Raw genomic sequence first — 15,563 nt, 5'->3', positions numbered from 1 at the left:
CTCCCGAAAACAATCACAAGCCGAGCCCCCGGCCGCGCCCGAACGACCAGTCCACCCCGCCATCGCCGCGCATGACGCCGGAGATGTGCTTGCCTATCTGGCTGTCGAGCGAAGGGGACCAGGGCACGAGCTGGAAGCCGAGGCCGTTGTCGACCATCGCGAAGCGGCCGGAGGCGAGCGTCAGCCGTTGCCGCACCGTGCCGGCGACATATTCGCCGGACTTTGACGGCGTGTGCGGCAGGCCGATCTCCGCCGACAAGTCGTTGGCCGCCGCATCCAGTTCACGCCGCTTCAACGTATCGAGCAGGTTGCGCGCGAAGACGATTTTCTGGCCCTGACGCCGCGCCAACCCCTCGCCGGCGAGATGCTCGGCGCGGGCTTCCATCGCGGCGCGCACTTCGGTCCCGAAGCCGCCGCCGAGGTCGCGGCCGTCGCTCGACAGGTTGCGCCGATCGAGCCAGGTAGCGCCCGGCGCGCGGACCTGTGCGTCGAGGTCCATATCCGAGCGCACGGCGAGCGCCACCCGATCACGGCCCTTGCGGTCCGTGAAGCGACGCAGCTCGACGATCGCGCCGGGCCGGCAATCGCCCGTCGCCTCGATGTCGGGAAACTGGACGTGGTGAGTGCGCCCGTCGATCCCATCCACGATCGCATAGGCGCGGCCGGTCAGCTCGTCGTGGAGACCACGATCGACCAGCCTGCCGGTGACGGGCTGCGCGGGATCGGGTTCGAGCACATAGCTGGCGGCGCCCCGGTCGATGCCGCGCTCGGTCATCGCCTTGTGCATCCGCTTGATGATGTCGTCGCGCTCGCCCAGCTCGCGCAACGCCGCCTGCGCGTCGCCGGCCAGCGTCCATTGCCCCGGCGCGATTTCGCTGGCGAGGCCGAGCCCTTCCAGCTTGCGCAGCCGTCCCATTCTCAGCGCCTGGTCGGCTTCGGGTCGCGCGCCGGCTTCGGGCGCCATGTCGATCACGCCGTCGCGCTGCATGGTCCGCGAGAGGTCACGGTCGATCTCGGTCCAGCGCTCGGCCTCGACCTGCCGCTCCAGCGACTGGCGAACCTCAAGATCGGAGCGCAGACCCAGCTCGCGGGTCACGATGTCGCGCGCCTGCGCCCGCATCCCCTCGCGGATATAGTCGCGGGAGATGACGAGATTCTGTCCATCCTCGGCGACGCCGCGCACGATGATGTGAACGTGGGGATTGGCGGTGTTCCAATGCTCGACGGCACGCCAGTCGAGGCGCGTGCCGAGATCCGTTTCCATGCGGCTCATTAGCTCGCGGGCGAAGCCTTTGAGGTCGCCCATGTCGGCGGCGTCCTCGGGCGAGACGATGAAGCGGAAGTGGTGGCGGTCGTCCTTGCAGAGCGCGGCGAAGTCGTTGCGGTCGAGGTTGTCGGCCTCGGCGCCGAACAGCACGCCCCGCTCGCCGTCGCGGGTGACACCATCGCGTTGCAGATAGTTGAGATGGGCCGCGAGCGACGCGCGTCCGCCGTGCCTGACGACGCGCGCCTTGACGATCACCTGGCGCGATCGGTGGCCGAGCCGGTGGGTAGCGCGGACGCTGGCGCTGCGGCCCCGGCCGAAGGTCGAGCGGCCCGGCGCGATGATCCGGCCACGGCGCGAGATATGGCCGCCGGCCCGCTGCGCCGCCGCCAGCGCCTGAGCGATGGCCGGAAGCGCGCGCTGGCCGCCGCGCGAGCGGACGCGGCCAGGCCGGATGCGGAAATTCTCCTCGCCGGTCATGGCCGGAGCCGCCACAATGTGCGGCAATCGCTAGTGGCAGCGGGCTTCCAGCCCGCGCCACACATTGCGCGCGCGCCGCGCACATTGCGCAGCAATGCCCAAAAGCCTTGGAAAACAAGGCTCCGACCGGGGTGCAATGGCCGCGCACATTGCCACCCTTTATCTTGCCCTCCGCCTTCCCCCCTCAGACCCTCAGCCCTCATCCTTTCCAGCGACACGAAGGCTTGCGCGGGAAGTCGCCAGAGGACGCCACCGTCGCTCATTGCGATGACCGGCCGGAAAGAGGAACGAACAGGCCGGGCGACGGCGACGTGGCGGCGACCAGCGCGACAGCCGAGCGTCCCTCCGGTGCGCCTTTCTGCTGCGCGTCATCGACCGGCTGTACAGCGACGGTAGCGCGATCCGAAAGCATCCCGTCGCGCGCCGCGAACAGCGCTGAACGTGTCCAGGCGGGCGGGTCCGGGGCGGCGACGGGATGCGCTTGCGACGGCGGAGCGGCGCCGATGGCGGGCGCGAGCCTCGCCACATAGGCGCGCGTCTCGGCAGGCAGCGGACGGCCGCGAAGATACTCATCATAGCGGCCCGGCCCGGCATTGTAGGCGGCGAGCATGGCGGCCGGATCGCCGTAGCGATCAAGCATCGCGCGCAGATAGGCCGCGCCCGCCATGATGTTGGCGCGCACGTCATAGGGATCGACTCCGAGGGCATGGCGAACGCGCAGCGCGGCCCAAGTCGCGGGCATGATCTGCATCAGACCTATCGCGCCCTTGGCCGACACCGCGCCGGGATCGCCCGCGCTCTCGACGCCCATAACCGCCCATATCCACGCCTCGGGAATGGCCCAGCGTTGCGCGGCATCGGCGACGTGGCGGGCAATCGCATTGGCGTCGGACGACGGGGCGGTTTGCGCTTGGGCCGGTGCGGTCAGGATCGCCGCGGGCACGCCGGCGAAACAGGCCAGCCACGCCAGCGCAACAGTCCGGCGACGCGAGGATGAACGACGCGGCGACATGCGCTCAGGCCCGATCGTCACGTGGACGCGGACGCTTCCACGACAGCCTGAGCGCACGGCCGTCGCGGTCCGCCTGGAACAGCACCGGACGGAATGGCGCACCGAAGAGCGGGCTATCGATCTCAAGCGCGATATAATCCCCGGCCCGTTCGCTGACACGTTTCCAGCCGCCGCCGATGTCCGGGCCTTCCGAGTCGTCGAGGTGCACGCGGTAGTCCGGCGCGTTTTCGGCGTCGCCGGGATCGAGGGCGATCAGCACGATCGCTTCGTCTATGCCGAACAGCCGGACGCGGCCGGCATAGCCGTTGGCGGTGGGTTCAAAGAACATGGAGGACATCGCCGGTCTCCTTTGCTGTGACGGATGAGGATTCGGGTTGAGGGCGTAGGCCGCGCCAGCGCAGCGGCGCGCTGGGTGCATCGCGAGTGAGCAGCGGGATTGCGCGGCCGAGCAGTCCCGAGGAGGGCAGAGGGCCGAGATAGCGGCCGTCCATGCTGTCGCGGACGGACGGGTTGAGCAGCAGCAGCTCGCCAGATCTGACCCTCCGGCATCCCCGCCAGATCGGTAGCGGTCGGCCACGGCTGTCGCGGGAGAGCGCGACGGCGATCGGCCGGGCATCGACGCTGACCACGGCGCCGGCACGACAAATCCGCTGCCCCGGCCGCGCGGCGACATGCTTCAGCAGCGGCACGCCCTCGGCGAGATAGCGGCGCGCCGCGAGCCAGCGCGCGACCGGCGCGGGCGGCACGATGGCGACCAGCGTAGCGACTGGCGGATGGGCATCCTGTTCGAGCCGGTAGAGCCCGATCGGCGCGCTCGCGCTCGCGTTCCAGATCAAGCGCGGTCGCGGTTGCACGAGCGCGACCGTGACGAACAGGGCTGCGAACAATTCCGCTGCGGAGACGGTCGCAAGGACATAACCGAAGCGGGTCATCCCTCGATCTCCCGGCGCTTGAGCCAGGCGTGATGACGCTCCAGCGTGTAGGGTCGTGGCTGATGGCCGGCGACGATGCGGTTGTGGACGTGGCGCCAATGGTCGGGTGCGGCGTCGCAGGGATCGACGCCCTCCGCCTCCACCGCGTCAATCGCGGCGAGTACCTGCGCGACCTTGGGCCAGCCCTCGATCTTGAGCAGGATGTCGCCACCCGGCCGTACGAACGGCAGCGTCGTATAGGCTTCGCGGGGCGCGACCGCCTGCACCACGTCGATACGCGACACGATCGTGCCGAAGTCGTTGGACGCCCAGCGCACGAACGCGAACACCGCGCCCGGCCGGAAGCTGACGACGCGGGTGCGACGCGTCACGATGCGGTCTTGGACGATGCGGCCGAAGCGTATCCAATGCTCCAGCTTCTTCTCGATCCACGTCAGCTCGACATGGGTGAGGCCGTCGGCGGCAAGTACGTTCAGCATGCGGCCGGCGCGCGCGCCGGTCGGTCCATTATCGTTCATGGGAATCGCTCCAGGGTTGGGCTCCGGGCAGGGTTGCGCGCCCCGCGGGCGGCCGGTCGTCCGGTAGGCCGGCGAGCGAGATGCGGCTGGGCGGCCCACAGCCCCGTTGCGCGTTAGCAAGAATCCGAAGGATTCTTCTCTATTAGCATCGTTAGAGGGGAGCCGATTCCGCGAGGATTTCCGCGGGTTTGCGGGCCATCCCGGTTCCTGATGGCACGACTCTGCGGTTCCCGATGGCACGACTCGGCCGGTTCCTGATAGCACGACTGCCATCACGACTTATCCACAGTCCGGAGGCCGACACGGCGCATGGCGGCGTCGAGCGGATCGACAGGGATGGGTGCGAATTTCAGCCGTTCGCGACCAAGCGCCTGTTCGAGAGTCAGAACGTAGCCGGGAAGCGGCTGTCGGCGCACGATGGCGCGCAGTTCAAATGCAAACCGCTTGAACGGTGAGAGCGCTCCGGACTTGAGATAGAGGTGGCTGAGATCGAAGCTCCAGCCGCCGCTCTGCCTTCCGCCATGCTTGCGCACGATGCGGTAGAGCCAGCGTTCGAGACCGCCGGTGAGGTCGAAATAGGCGCGGTCGATCGTCAGTACGAGCGCGCGATCGAGTACGCCGGCATAGAACCAGTCCGGCACGATCAGCTCAAGCCCGAGTGGGCGACCCGAGCCGTCGAGCCGCTCCTTCCATTCATTGATCCACGAAAAGCGATGACGCCTGCGTTGGTGCGGCTGGCGAATTGACGTCGCGACGGTGGTGGACTGCAGTCGATCGAGTGCGGCTTTCAGCCGGTCGTAGTCGCGGACAGACGTGCCACGGCCGATGAAGGTCAGGATTTCGTGTGGCGTCGTCGCCATCAGCCGCGAGGTCTGTCGCCCGGCGTCGCGCGCCTCGACGAGCTGACTGGCTGCCCAGATCAGCACGTCGGCGTCCCAGATGGTCGCCATGCCATGCTCGGGTGTCGCCTCGACGATGATCCAGGTTTCGCCCATGCGGAAGTCGATCGGCGCGATCCGCCTGGTCTTGGCGAGGCTGAAGAACGGCCAGCTCATCAGATCCTGGGCGTCGCGCGGCGCAAGGTCGCCGGGGATCGAACGGAACAGATCGAGTTGCGCTCGCTCGGCGCTGACAGCTCCGTTATTGGGTCGGGCTAGCATCGTCGGATCAGCCGCGCGTGCCGGTGGCCGGAAAGCGCCTGGCGGGATGGACGACACCGTTGCCTGGGTCTGACGTCGAGCGACGGGTGCCGAGGGCGGCCCAGGCTTCGAGGTCGTCGATGGCATAAACAATCCGGCCGCCGAGGCGGCGGTAAACCGGCCCTGTGCCGTAGCAGCGATGCTTTTCGAGTGTGCGCGGGGACAAGCCGAGATGAATCGCGGCGTCGGGTGTCTTGAGATAGCGCGGCGTGGTGACGGCTATGGCATGGTCCATGATGGTCCTCCTGACGATAGCCGGACCCAGGATGCAGGGCCGGCGGACAGGAGGGCATTGTGGCGAGCGGGCCCCTATGCCGAGAAGGGACAGCGCCAGAGGGGGCGCACTATGTCCCCTGCCGGTCGCCGCGCAGCAGGCGGACGTAGCCGCCCTGCATCAACTCCTCCGCCTCGGCTGACCAGCGTCGGATGCGCTTGCGCTGCCGACAATCGGACCACTCGGCCGCTCCATAGTCCCGCACGGCCGCGTCGATCAGGACAGCCGCCAGTTCGCGTTGGGTGGCGCCCGCGCGCCGCCCGTCGAGCAACTTCAACAGCGTCAGCAGATGGACGCGTCGCGACGGGCCCGGCCGCAGTGCCGGTGGTCCTGCGGCCAAGCCGAGCAAGCGGCGGCGCAAGCGCTCTGCCGCCGCCATATGCGTGTGTTGACCGGGACCATACGGGACCATCAGCGCCAGCGGCTCGTCGATCGGCCCCGCGATCCACAAATGTTCGTCACCTTCAGGGTCGGCCAAGATGAAATGGACGAAGCCGCCGAACGCGATTCGCGCCCGGATGGAGCTGAGCGCCGGCAGGTTGAGAGGCTGGGCCGAACGGAAGCCAGGCAGGGCCGGCGCGAGCACGATGCTGGAGGGCGACAGTTCCGGACGGATGACGACAAGCTTGGGATCGAACGCCGACGCTGGCACCGCGTGGAAGCTAAGGCCCCATCGTCGGACCAGTGCGCCGGTCGCTTCGTCGGCGCTGATCGCGCCGCGCCTTACACGACCCAGCGCGCGACGGTAATCGGCTTGGTACCGAGGGTTTCGGCTGAGATAGCCGATCGCGATGTCGGAATATTGGAGCGCTTCATTCCCAGCTTCCTCTGCCGGGGCGCGCCAGTCTGTGTCTGACGGCATCCGGGGTCTCCCAAATGCCGCTCCCTCGGAGCGGATCAGGAATTGTTCGGCGGAAGCGGTGCAGCGAGAAGACCCGGCATCCGACCGGTCGCATAGCCAATTCAAGTCAGCGTTGCCGCCGCGAGAATCCCAATATGCTACGGTCTGACGGGGTTGAGGTTAATCGTTCGGAGGCGTCAAATAGTGCCGATACCCTGTTTCCGACATCCACCGCGCACGCGCCAAATGCGTATCGTAGATGGTCTTGGCACGCAGCGGGTCCGCGGCGGCGTCGATGCCGAAAATGACCTGGGCCACTTCCCGCCAGTCGGCATTCTCGGCCGCCGCGTCGAGCAATCGCCAATAGGTGCGATGATGGCGCTCGTCATAGGCCGTGACATGATCGGCATCGGGAGCATGATCCTCGAACGGGGCCATTGCCATCGCTTCGCTCCGTTCCGAACCACCCCGCACGCGCGTTCCGCTTTAGGGGCTATACACCATGTTGGAGCGGAGTAATCGCACCAGCTTTGCTATGACTGTGGCATGGAATACGGATAATTGTATCCGCGCATTCACGGATTATTCGCGCAAGGGGCTCTGAGCACTGGCTGCGAGTAGCACCCCGTGACGGCCACCCGAATCGACGAACTCGATGCCTTCCAACTTCAGCGCATTGACGACTTGATGCCGGGTATCGTCGCGCACGGGTAGGTCGCTCTCCGATTCCAGACGCTTGAGCGCCGTCAGGGCGACGAGGGCCTTGTCTGCAAGCATCTCCTGTGTCCAACCGAGAAGCGCACGAGCGGCCCGCACCTGGCGGGAAGTGATCATGTACGATCACCTCCACAACCGATGCGTTATCCGCTATAGAAACGACTATTATAGTCGCTTTCGGAGAGCCGGAACGCAATATCGCGAGCCGGGCGGAGCCCGGCGAGCGCAGGCGCCCATCGCGGTCGCGCGGACCTTGGACGCGCGATCGCCGCCGATCTGCCTCAGCGGATCGGCGCAAATGGCGAAGCCGCAGGGCCGGAAACTCCGGCCCTGCGGCAGTTATGGTCAAGCCGCTTTGAGGCGCTGCATCCCTTCGGCCAGCGTCCAGAGCGCGCGATTGAGCGTCACATTCTGGTCGATGCCATTGATCGCGCGAGTCTGCGCGCGGCGAATGCGGCCCTCGGCATTCCGCTTACGGCCCTGCAACCCGCCCCGAACGACATTCTCTTGAATGACGTTGAACGTGGTCCACAGGCTGCGATCCACATCCTCACGGCGGCGCGGCTCGATGATCTGCTCGGGCCGAACCGGGCTTTCGTCGTCGCCATAGCGCGCAACGAGGCTAACCTCGCCAAGCAAGCGCTGCTCATCCGGCGAAAGCTGGATCGCCTTCATCGACTCGCTGGCGTCGATCAGGCGGGGGAAGTCCTCGGCGACGGTGAAGACGCCCTCGATAATATCGTGCTCGATATTGCCTTTGTGCGGCACGCGCACCTCCTCGAACCGCTCGCCCGCGATCATGCTGTTGGTGCAGACGAACCGCAGCATTCCGGCGAACATCTGATAAGCGCTGGTCCCGTCATGGCTGTTGACGATGATGACTTCGGCGGCCTCCGGCTTGCCGATGCCATCGTCCCGGCGCAGGCGAAGCATATGCTTGGCGTGGCCGTGGCGGCTGCCGTCGCGCGGAACGGACTGGACCGCGAAGAACGGCGACCATCCTTCCCGACGCAACCCCTCCACGATGTCGATGGTCGGGACATAGACATAGCGATCGGAACGGCTGTCGTGCGCCTCGCGGGCGAAGATGGACGGGACGTGGCGATAGAGCGCCTCGTTGTCGAGCGGTTCCCGGCCGCTGATCTGATGGGCGTTCCGGCCGAACCGGGTGGCAAGCTGATAGTGCATTTGGGCCTCCATGGGCTTGGGTTTCCGCGCAGCGGAGCGCCGCGCTGAAACCCTGCCCGTCGGCGAGACCGGGGGTGCAACCGGAGTGGGCGGCTTCGCGGGGAACCGGCTGCACGGAACGCGGCACGCGTGGAGGAAGCTGGGCGGAAGCCGATCCGGAGGGCGCTGGGGGCTGGCCCTAAGCAACAGGGCGCCACGCCAGTGGTGCCAATCAAGCGCAAACGCGGAGCGGTTCCGTGTGCAACCCTCTATCTAGAGGGATAGTGGCCTGGGGTCGGGACGTTATCGTTCGGGCAGACGATGAGGCTGATTCGCGGCATCGCGAGCAAATCACAGGAGATGCACCGTGACGGTCGACCGGGATGGCTATGTGCGCGACTTGCTGGAGGTGTGTGATTTATGGTTCCGCGGTCTGGATATGTTGGATCAATATCTGCCGAGCGACGATTCCGATCTTGTCGCACCATTGCTTGGGGCGCCGATGTTGATCGACAGCATCCTCCGGGAGTTGATGGGCTGTAAGTTGACCGCAGCCGAGCAGTCGGCGGTCGGGGCGCTGAAAAAGCGGCTCCAGGACCGTCGTGAGGCCATCATATTGTCGCAACCGGACGGCTCTGAAGAGCCGGTACGCCATTGAGTTCTCATAGGCCGGAGTCGAGCGTGCTTGATCGTGGATGGGGATTTGCAGATAGTTGAGAGATGCCGCAGCGCATGCAACGACAGTTCGAAGGAATATCTATGAATAATGCCGACATCGCCGAAAGACTGGTTACCGACCACGGCGTCTCCAAAGCCGACGCCAAAAAGCTGGTGGATGCGGTCTTCACCGCGATCGGCGACGCCGCCGCCAAGGGCGAGGAAGTGTCGCTCAACGGCTTCGGCAAGTTCAAGGTGAAGGACAGTCCCGCGCGCGAGGGTCGCAATCCTGCGACCGGCGCGGCAATAACAATCACGGCGTCGAAAAAGTTAGCTTTCACCCCGGCGAAGGCGGTCAAGGACAAGCTCAACGGCTGAGTTTGTGGTCGCTCTATCGATATGGTTGCGCGCCCGCACTGCGGCGCGTTGCACATTGAACAAGCGCAAGGCGCCCCGCCAGATGGCGGGGCGCCGGTTGCGGATCAACGCGACCAGATGAGGGCGTATTCGCCGGCGGTGTCGGTCTCGGACAGCGTGGCATAGACGGGAGCTGGGAAGCTCGGATCGTCCAGCTTGACGGAGATATAGTCGCGGCCTTCGCGGCTGGTCTTCTTCCAGGCGGCGCCGATGTCCATGTCGCCGACGCTGACGCGAAAGTCCGGGGACTTTTCGCCGTCCTTCTCGACGGAGCGGAAAACGGCCTTGGTGTTGAGAGTGAGCGTCTTGATGACGCCGGTGAACTCGCCTTTGCTGTTGGCGGTGAAGGTACCGATGGTAGCCATGTTGCATTCTCCATTTGCTCGGGCCACGCCCATCGCGCGGCCTCGATGGCTCGGCGTCGGCCGGGGTCCGATCGACCCGCACCGTTTGCGGCCGGAACGCAGTGGAGGTTGGGCAGAGGACGGCTTTTTTGCTTCGCGATGCAAAGCGCTGTGCGCGGCGGAAAAAAGCCGGATGGCGCCCTTGCGGGGAGGCGATCGGGCTTCGGCCAGACCAGCGTTTGGAGAGGCCGTGGGTGTGGCCCGCCAGCAAGTCGATGAGAGAGGGGTTGGCGTATCTGTCGGCAGTTCCGCCAGCAGACTTGCGCCATGTTCGGCCTACGTTCCAAGGTGCGCAGACGATAACCCAGGGAGGCCGTGAAGATTCGGGGGATGACGTGACGAAACTGTTCTCGCAGGACCAGCTCGAAGCCATTGCCGGCGCGCTCGGCGACACGGACACGGGCCTGAAGGGGACGGAGATCGCGATGCTGATTGCGACCTGCCAGATGAGCGATCCCGGTGAGATCACCAAACGCCACCGTATCTATACGGCCTTCGCCGAAAGCCAGAACGCCCGGCAGGATCGCACGCGCATCCTGGGCTTCATCCGCCATGCGATGCGCCCGGCACGGTATAGCCGCGAACCGCATCGTTACGAGCCGATGCGCGCCAGTCTCAACCTGGCGCTCGCCTTCGCGGGGCTGGTTGTCAACGAAGCGGGAAAGATTGAGGCGGCTGAACAGGCGACGACGCTGCCGGAAGCGCAACGCCGCGCGAAGGAGTTGCGCACCGATCTGGAAACGCGCGGCGTCCATGCCGACGTGCTGCGCTTCTGCCGGGCCGAACTATTGGCCGACGATTATTTCCATGCCGTCCAGGAGGCGGTCAAAAGCGTCGCCGACAAGATACGGGCGCGGACGGGCCTGACCGATGATGGCGGGACGCTGCTGGACCGGGCGCTCGGCGGCGAGCCGCCTATGCTCGCGATCAACCCGCGAGGAACAGCCAGCGAGCGGAGCGAGCAAAGCGGTTTCGCTAATCTCATCAAGGGCGTCTTCGGCATGTTCCGCAATCCGACCGCCCACGAAGCGCGCATCCACTGGCCGATGACAAAGACCGATGCCGAAGATCTTCTGACGCTCGTATCGCTGATCCATCGGCGGCTCGATGCCGCTCATATGCCGCCCCGCCCCTGAACCCCCAACAGCATCGCGGTCGCGCCCGGCGGGGCGCGGCCGCGATTTTTTGGACCCTACCGAAAGGGGTATGGCGAAATCAGCGCTGCGCTTCGCCCCAGCGCCGCGCCGCCGCCGGGTTGAACAGGGGGCGGCCAATGCAGGCCCGATGCTCGACCACGAAGGCGGCGCAACCGTCCAGAACATAATCGTGGGTGACGATGCGATCCTCGGAAAAATCGTTGATCGGCTCTCCGCAGCGGATGCAGCATAGCCGTCCCGGCTGGTTGTTGCGGCGGGCGATGACGCGGAACAAGCGGCGCATGACGGGCCTCCTTGTTGGCAACTGTCGCGCTGGCCCAGCCAGCGCGACAGTTGCAAAGGAAAGAAGGGCCGGAACCGTTTGCGCGATCCCGGCCCAGATGCCGCTATTCGGCGGCGACGGCATAGGCGGCTTCATCGTCCCCCGCTCGCGCTTCGGGGGCCTCGGCTTCGGACGGCTGCTCCGCCGTCCCGGCGTCCTCCTGCTCGACAGGTACGGGCTGCTTTGCCTCCGGCTCGGGGGTCCGCAGGATCGCGGGCAACCATCCGGTCCCGGCCAGAAGCTGCTCGGCGGCGTGCGCCATATCCGGCTTCTTCATGTCCGCGATGCGGCGGGCGACATCGTCCGACACGCCTTCGGTCACCGCCGCCACGATATGCGCCTTGGTGACGCGGCCAAGGTAGCTATCCACGGTCGGCGTCCAGTCCTTTGCCATGTCCAGCGCCAACGCGGTTGCCAGCCTGTCGGCGGTTTGCAGCGACCGGGGCTTGCGGTCCCACGGCAGGCGCAGAGCGTTGACGGTGCGGGACGCGCAATGCGCCAGCAATGCCAGCCGCTGCGCATCGTCCAGCCCGACGATGAAGCTCCACAGGTCCGCCACATCACGCGGCATCCGTTTGGCCCATGCCTCATGCGCGTCGCTCGCCCGCACTGCCAACGGGGTGTCCTCGATCCCGTCCGCATGGCTCCCCAACGGCGTCACGGTCGGACGAACCTCAAGGCAACCGGCCTCGGCATAGCTGTAGAACAACTGCGCCGTGAGCGTGTGGGTCAGGGCGATCAGCGCCAGATCGGGCCGCTCGGCCAGCCCGACGCGAAGCGCCAGCGTCCGATAGGCGGACAGGTCGCGGTTGAGGCTGTCGGAAATCGGCTTGCCCGGTTCCTCGTCCTCTTCCTCGATCTCCTGTTCGTCCTCGTCGCCGTGCTCGGCCCGCTCGTCCTCGACGGCATCCGGGTCGATGGCGTCAGGCCCTTCGCCCGCATCCTCGGGCTGCGGGTCGGCCAACGCCTCATCCTCGGGACGGACGAAACCGCGCTCGAGACGGGGAACGCCATCATGGTTCAGCACCACGAACACGCCGCCATGCGCGATCACATTGGCGTCGTAGGCGGAACGCTTCTCGGATATGGCGTCGATCTCGTCGGAAATCGCCTCCAGCTTTTCGGCCATGTCCTGGGGCATCTCGTCATAGGACGAATAACCTTCGGCCAGTTCGTCATGCTCGGTGGACAGGGCCTCAAGCCGCGCCTCGTCCTCGTCGGTCAACGCGACCGGCTCGGGATAGAAGCGCCGCATGCCATGCGCGTGGGGATAGTCGATATGTGCCTCGGCCCATGTCCAGCCCTCGGCCTGCACGGTCCCGGCGATCTCGCGCAGCTTCTCGATAGCAAGCATGTCGAGCAAGCCCGCATCCTCGAAAAACCCGCCCCGGTCCTCGCTGAACAGGTCACGGATGATATTGCCGCCCGCCTCGACATAGGCGTCGGCCCCGACGAACACCGCGCGCCGGTCAGTCGCCGGAACATTGCTGGCGGTCATGTCGCGCCGGATGATCCACGGCTCGCGATTATGGTGCAGACCCTCGAACACCTGCTCCTGCCGGGCGTGATCCTCGGTGATCGCGAAGGCCATCAACTGGTCCAGCGTAAGCCCATCCTCCCGATAGACCTGCAACAGCTTCGGGCTGACAGCGCCAAGGCGAAGCCGCTGCTTCACCACAGCGGCCGACACGCCGAACCGCGCGCCGATCTCTTGCGCGCCCCAACCCTTGTCGTTGGAAAGCTCCGCGAACCGCTCGAACTGGTCGGCGGGGTGCATCGGCGTCCGGGTGACGTTCTCGTCCAGACTGATCTCGGACGGATCGTTCTGCGTATCCAGCCAGCAGCGCACGGGTTCCGATTTCTTGATCTGCTTGCGCTTGGCGCGCAGCAGCATCGCCAGCCTGCGGCCTTCGCCAGCGGTGACGAGATAATAGCCGGTCGGCGTCCCGTCCTCCTTGGCCTCCGGCTCGATGACAAGGTTCTGGATCAGCCCCTTGTGCTGGATACTCGCGGCCAGCGCCTCGATGGCGGCTTCCCCATGCGGCACCTTGCGGGCATTGCGCGGGGACTTTTTGAGCTTGGCGAGCGGCACGAAAATCTCGATGCCGGACACAGGCTCGGCGGCAACGGTTTCGGTAACAGCGTTCATCACACTTCTCCTTCAAAACCACACGCACCCCGGAATGGGGTGGGCGGCGAAAGAGCGACCGGCAGGCCCGCCAGCAGAGCCGGGCAGCACCCGCAGGGCCGGAACGCAGAGGAGGTAAGCGCGGCACGCGCGTTGCGGCCCGGCGCGGCGGGCCTAAAGGGAAGCGACGCCCACCCCATCACGGGAGTGCAACGACCAAAACGCGATCGGGCCGGCGCACGCCCTGGCCCGATCTCCATGCCATCGTAGAGGCGCAATCCGTGGATACGGATTTACGGATCGGCGTGAAAACGCCGACACGCTCGGCGATCATCACCGACAGGACGAAACCCCGTAGGGCGTTCGGTCGGAGCGAAGCGGAGATAGAGCGCTGGTCCCGCAGGGAAGCGTCCGCTACTTGCGACGGCAGACACCGTCACATCCCGCTGGACAGGCGGTAACTTATATGTTACTCGTTGGATCATGAGATGATAGTTCAGGAATATATTCGGGAGGATGGCTCAAACCCATTCGGATCATGGTTCGGTGATCTCGATCCTCAAGCCGCCGCCAAAGTCGCCACGGCGACGCTGCGGTTGGAGATGGGCAACACGTCGAACGTCAAATGGATCGGTGGCGGGCTCGGCGAATATCGGATCGATTGGGGCCCAGGCTATCGCCTTTACCTCGCGCAGGACGGTGATGCCCTCATTATCCTGTTTGTGGGCGGAACGAAGAAGCGGCAACAGGCCGACATCGATCGGGCAGGTGCGTTGCTGGCAGAATACAAGGCCCGAAAAAAAGCGGTTGCGAAGCCATCGGGCAGGAGATGACGACATGGAACTGACACGCGATTTCAAGGAGACGGTGAAGGAGCGCGCGGCGCGTGATCCGGCTTTCGCCAAAGCGATGCTCGATGAAGCAGCGACGCTGTTCCTCAATGGCGAGCCCAATACAGCGCGGCTGATCCTGCGAGATCTGGTAAACGCGTCGGTGGGCTTTGAGACACTGGCCGTCGAGACGAACAGACCCAGCAAGAGCCTTCATCGGATGCTTTCCGAAAAGGGCAATCCGAGCATGGATAACCTCGCGGCGATCTTCGGCGCCGTCCGCAAGCGGCTTGGTGTCGATATCCAGGCTCACGCGGTGGAAGCCGCATGAGCCTCGGCTATTCTATGTGTTCCCATTATGTTCCGATTGATGTAAGTGCCGCGCGACGGGTGATCGACGCACGAATTCACGCCCGGACGGTGCAGCGAGATCGGCATGGCTGAAACGCAGATTGAATGGACGGACGCCACTTGGAATCCCGTCGCCGGCTGCTCGATCATCAGCGCCGGCTGCACGAACTGCTATGCGATGGAGATGGCGAAGCGGCTCGAAGCGATGCGCATGGAGAAATATGCCGGACTGACCCGGCAAAGTGGCAAGCGCACCATCTGGAGCGGCGTCGTCCGAGAAGATCCGGCTTCGCTCTCCATTCCCCATCGTTGGAAGAAATCGCGGAAGATATTCGTCAATTCCATGAGCGATCTGTTTCATGAACAGGTGAGCGATGCCTTCATCCTCGAAGTGTGGCGTGTCATGCGCGAAACGCCTCACCATAATTACCAGATTCTCACCAAACGCCCTGAGCGCATGGCGTCTATCGTCTCGACGCAGATCAAGGATATCCTGCCGAATGTGTGGTTGGGGACCAGTGTCGAAGATGCGGATGTTGTGGACAGGATCGATCATCTTCGAACAGTGCCGGCAGCCATTCGCTTCCTGTCGTTCGAACCACTGATTGGTCCCGTCGGGGACGTCGATCTGTCCGATATCCACTGGGCTATCGTGGGTGGCGAGAGTGGCCGATCGGCTCGGCCGATTCGGGAAGAATGGATCGATCAAATCCATGACCAGTGCGCGGAATACGAAACTGCTTTTTTCTTCAAGCAGTGGGGAACGTGGGGCAAAGACAATAAGCGCCGGTCGAAGAAAGCCAACGGTCGAGAATATCGCGGGCAAACCTGGGATGAAATGCCGTCCGCCTTTGCGGGCGCCGTATAGTCACAAGGGGAACGGCGTTGGTAAG

Annotated in this window: 20 protein-coding genes; 6 read left to right on the top strand and 14 right to left on the bottom strand. The window is 65.3% G+C overall.

Features of this window, described 5'->3' with window-relative positions:
- Positions 1–13 precede the first annotated feature (13 nt).
- The 11 genes from V2S85_RS10500 to V2S85_RS10450 form a co-directional block, all read right to left on the bottom strand.
- A complete protein-coding gene (locus V2S85_RS10500; RefSeq protein WP_330702800.1) occupies positions 14–1,744 on the bottom strand; it encodes a relaxase/mobilization nuclease domain-containing protein in 1,731 nt (576 codons plus the stop codon).
- A 259-nt stretch (positions 1,745–2,003) separates the two neighbouring features.
- The gene (locus tag V2S85_RS10495) at positions 2,004–2,777 is read right to left on the bottom strand and encodes a lytic transglycosylase domain-containing protein (protein WP_330702799.1); all 774 of its coding nucleotides are present in this window, start codon (positions 2,775–2,777) and stop codon (positions 2,004–2,006) included.
- Positions 2,761–3,093 carry a DUF736 domain-containing protein gene (locus V2S85_RS10490; protein ID WP_330702798.1) on the bottom strand — a complete coding sequence of 111 codons (333 nt, stop codon included), beginning with the start codon at positions 3,091–3,093 and terminating at the stop codon, positions 2,761–2,763. Before V2S85_RS10490 ends, V2S85_RS10495 begins: the two co-directional genes overlap by 17 nt.
- Positions 3,074–3,688, bottom strand: a complete 615-nt coding sequence (locus V2S85_RS10485) for a S26 family signal peptidase (RefSeq protein ID WP_330702797.1) — start codon at positions 3,686–3,688, stop codon at positions 3,074–3,076. The genes V2S85_RS10490 and V2S85_RS10485 overlap by 20 nt, the downstream gene beginning before the upstream one ends.
- Entirely contained in the window at positions 3,685–4,206 is a 522-nt protein-coding gene (locus V2S85_RS10480; protein WP_419198186.1) for a DUF2840 domain-containing protein, read from the bottom strand. The genes V2S85_RS10485 and V2S85_RS10480 overlap by 4 nt, the downstream gene beginning before the upstream one ends.
- A 272-nt stretch (positions 4,207–4,478) precedes the next feature.
- Positions 4,479–5,366: a replication initiator protein A gene (locus V2S85_RS10475; RefSeq protein ID WP_330702842.1), complete on the bottom strand. Its 888-nt coding sequence runs from the start codon at positions 5,364–5,366 to the stop codon at positions 4,479–4,481.
- Positions 5,367–5,373: 7 nt separating this feature from the next.
- A complete protein-coding gene (locus V2S85_RS10470; protein ID WP_330702796.1) occupies positions 5,374–5,640 on the bottom strand; it encodes a helix-turn-helix domain-containing protein in 267 nt (88 codons plus the stop codon).
- Between the two features lie 109 nt (positions 5,641–5,749).
- Entirely contained in the window at positions 5,750–6,541 is a 792-nt protein-coding gene (locus V2S85_RS10465; RefSeq protein ID WP_330702795.1) for a DUF2285 domain-containing protein, read from the bottom strand.
- Between the two features lie 159 nt (positions 6,542–6,700).
- Complete coding sequence (locus tag V2S85_RS10460) at positions 6,701–6,964, bottom strand: DNA -binding domain-containing protein (protein ID WP_330702794.1); 264 nt, start codon at positions 6,962–6,964, stop codon at positions 6,701–6,703.
- Between the two features lie 138 nt (positions 6,965–7,102).
- Positions 7,103–7,354: a helix-turn-helix transcriptional regulator gene (locus V2S85_RS10455; RefSeq protein ID WP_330702793.1), complete on the bottom strand. Its 252-nt coding sequence runs from the start codon at positions 7,352–7,354 to the stop codon at positions 7,103–7,105.
- Between the two features lie 228 nt (positions 7,355–7,582).
- Positions 7,583–8,425 carry a DUF932 domain-containing protein gene (locus V2S85_RS10450; RefSeq protein ID WP_330702792.1) on the bottom strand — a complete coding sequence of 281 codons (843 nt, stop codon included), beginning with the start codon at positions 8,423–8,425 and terminating at the stop codon, positions 7,583–7,585.
- 346 nt (positions 8,426–8,771) lie between these two features.
- On the opposite strand from V2S85_RS10450, the gene V2S85_RS10445 reads away from it, so the two are divergent.
- Positions 8,772–9,062, top strand: a complete 291-nt coding sequence (locus V2S85_RS10445) for a hypothetical protein (protein ID WP_330702791.1) — start codon at positions 8,772–8,774, stop codon at positions 9,060–9,062.
- Positions 9,063–9,163: 101 nt separating this feature from the next.
- A complete protein-coding gene (locus V2S85_RS10440) occupies positions 9,164–9,439 on the top strand; it encodes an HU family DNA-binding protein (protein ID WP_330702790.1) in 276 nt (91 codons plus the stop codon).
- Between the two features lie 104 nt (positions 9,440–9,543).
- On the opposite strand, the gene V2S85_RS10435 is transcribed toward V2S85_RS10440, so the two are convergent.
- Positions 9,544–9,843, bottom strand: coding sequence for a DUF736 domain-containing protein (locus tag V2S85_RS10435; RefSeq protein WP_330702789.1), 300 nt, complete (start codon positions 9,841–9,843; stop codon positions 9,544–9,546).
- A 374-nt stretch (positions 9,844–10,217) separates the two neighbouring features.
- Between V2S85_RS10435 and V2S85_RS10430 the strand changes: the two genes are divergently transcribed.
- On the top strand, positions 10,218–11,018 hold the full coding sequence (locus V2S85_RS10430; protein WP_330702788.1) for a TIGR02391 family protein: 801 nt from the start codon (positions 10,218–10,220) through the stop codon (positions 11,016–11,018).
- Positions 11,019–11,097: 79 nt separating this feature from the next.
- On the opposite strand, the gene V2S85_RS10425 is transcribed toward V2S85_RS10430, so the two are convergent.
- Positions 11,098–11,322, bottom strand: a complete 225-nt coding sequence (locus V2S85_RS10425; protein ID WP_330702787.1) for a hypothetical protein — start codon at positions 11,320–11,322, stop codon at positions 11,098–11,100.
- Between the two features lie 103 nt (positions 11,323–11,425).
- Entirely contained in the window at positions 11,426–13,510 is a 2,085-nt protein-coding gene (locus V2S85_RS10420) for a ParB/RepB/Spo0J family partition protein (protein WP_330702786.1), read from the bottom strand.
- A 467-nt stretch (positions 13,511–13,977) separates the two neighbouring features.
- On the opposite strand from V2S85_RS10420, the gene V2S85_RS10415 reads away from it, so the two are divergent.
- The 3 genes from V2S85_RS10415 to V2S85_RS10405 all read left to right on the top strand — a co-directional run bounded on the left by V2S85_RS10415 (position 13,978) and on the right by V2S85_RS10405 (position 15,538).
- Positions 13,978–14,322, top strand: coding sequence for a type II toxin-antitoxin system RelE/ParE family toxin (locus V2S85_RS10415; protein ID WP_330702785.1), 345 nt, complete (start codon positions 13,978–13,980; stop codon positions 14,320–14,322).
- A gap of 4 nt (positions 14,323–14,326) precedes the next feature.
- Positions 14,327–14,650, top strand: coding sequence for a transcriptional regulator (locus V2S85_RS10410; protein ID WP_330702784.1), 324 nt, complete (start codon positions 14,327–14,329; stop codon positions 14,648–14,650).
- Positions 14,651–14,755: 105 nt separating this feature from the next.
- A complete protein-coding gene (locus V2S85_RS10405) occupies positions 14,756–15,538 on the top strand; it encodes a phage Gp37/Gp68 family protein (RefSeq protein WP_330702783.1) in 783 nt (260 codons plus the stop codon).
- Positions 15,539–15,563: the final 25 nt, after the last annotated feature.

The organism is Novosphingobium resinovorum, from assembly GCF_036352595.1.
Classification (GTDB): domain Bacteria; phylum Pseudomonadota; class Alphaproteobacteria; order Sphingomonadales; family Sphingomonadaceae; genus Novosphingobium; species Novosphingobium resinovorum_B.
This window is presented reverse-complemented; position numbering and strand designations above follow the sequence as displayed.

Bases quoted from the DNA above. Each gene is read 5' to 3' on its own strand.
- V2S85_RS10455 (WP_330702793.1), bottom strand. From the start codon at position 7,354: ATGATCACTTCCCGCCAGGTGCGGGCCGCTCGTGCGCTTCTCGGTTGG.
- V2S85_RS10435 (WP_330702789.1), bottom strand. From the start codon at position 9,843: ATGGCTACCATCGGTACCTTCACCGCCAACAGCAAAGGCGAGTTCACC.
- V2S85_RS10440 (WP_330702790.1), top strand. From the start codon at position 9,164: ATGAATAATGCCGACATCGCCGAAAGACTGGTTACCGACCACGGCGTC.
- V2S85_RS10460 (WP_330702794.1), bottom strand. From the start codon at position 6,964: ATGGCAATGGCCCCGTTCGAGGATCATGCTCCCGATGCCGATCATGTC.
- V2S85_RS10410 (WP_330702784.1), top strand. From the start codon at position 14,327: ATGGAACTGACACGCGATTTCAAGGAGACGGTGAAGGAGCGCGCGGCG.
- V2S85_RS10480 (WP_419198186.1), bottom strand. From the start codon at position 4,206: ATGAACGATAATGGACCGACCGGCGCGCGCGCCGGCCGCATGCTGAAC.
- V2S85_RS10405 (WP_330702783.1), top strand. From the start codon at position 14,756: ATGGCTGAAACGCAGATTGAATGGACGGACGCCACTTGGAATCCCGTC.
- V2S85_RS10500 (WP_330702800.1), bottom strand. From the start codon at position 1,744: ATGACCGGCGAGGAGAATTTCCGCATCCGGCCTGGCCGCGTCCGCTCG.
- V2S85_RS10420 (WP_330702786.1), bottom strand. From the start codon at position 13,510: ATGAACGCTGTTACCGAAACCGTTGCCGCCGAGCCTGTGTCCGGCATC.
- V2S85_RS10475 (WP_330702842.1), bottom strand. From the start codon at position 5,366: ATGCTAGCCCGACCCAATAACGGAGCTGTCAGCGCCGAGCGAGCGCAA.
- V2S85_RS10485 (WP_330702797.1), bottom strand. From the start codon at position 3,688: ATGACCCGCTTCGGTTATGTCCTTGCGACCGTCTCCGCAGCGGAATTG.
- V2S85_RS10470 (WP_330702796.1), bottom strand. From the start codon at position 5,640: ATGGACCATGCCATAGCCGTCACCACGCCGCGCTATCTCAAGACACCC.
- V2S85_RS10425 (WP_330702787.1), bottom strand. From the start codon at position 11,322: ATGCGCCGCTTGTTCCGCGTCATCGCCCGCCGCAACAACCAGCCGGGA.
- V2S85_RS10450 (WP_330702792.1), bottom strand. From the start codon at position 8,425: ATGCACTATCAGCTTGCCACCCGGTTCGGCCGGAACGCCCATCAGATC.
- V2S85_RS10415 (WP_330702785.1), top strand. From the start codon at position 13,978: ATGATAGTTCAGGAATATATTCGGGAGGATGGCTCAAACCCATTCGGA.
- V2S85_RS10490 (WP_330702798.1), bottom strand. From the start codon at position 3,093: ATGTCCTCCATGTTCTTTGAACCCACCGCCAACGGCTATGCCGGCCGC.
- V2S85_RS10465 (WP_330702795.1), bottom strand. From the start codon at position 6,541: ATGCCGTCAGACACAGACTGGCGCGCCCCGGCAGAGGAAGCTGGGAAT.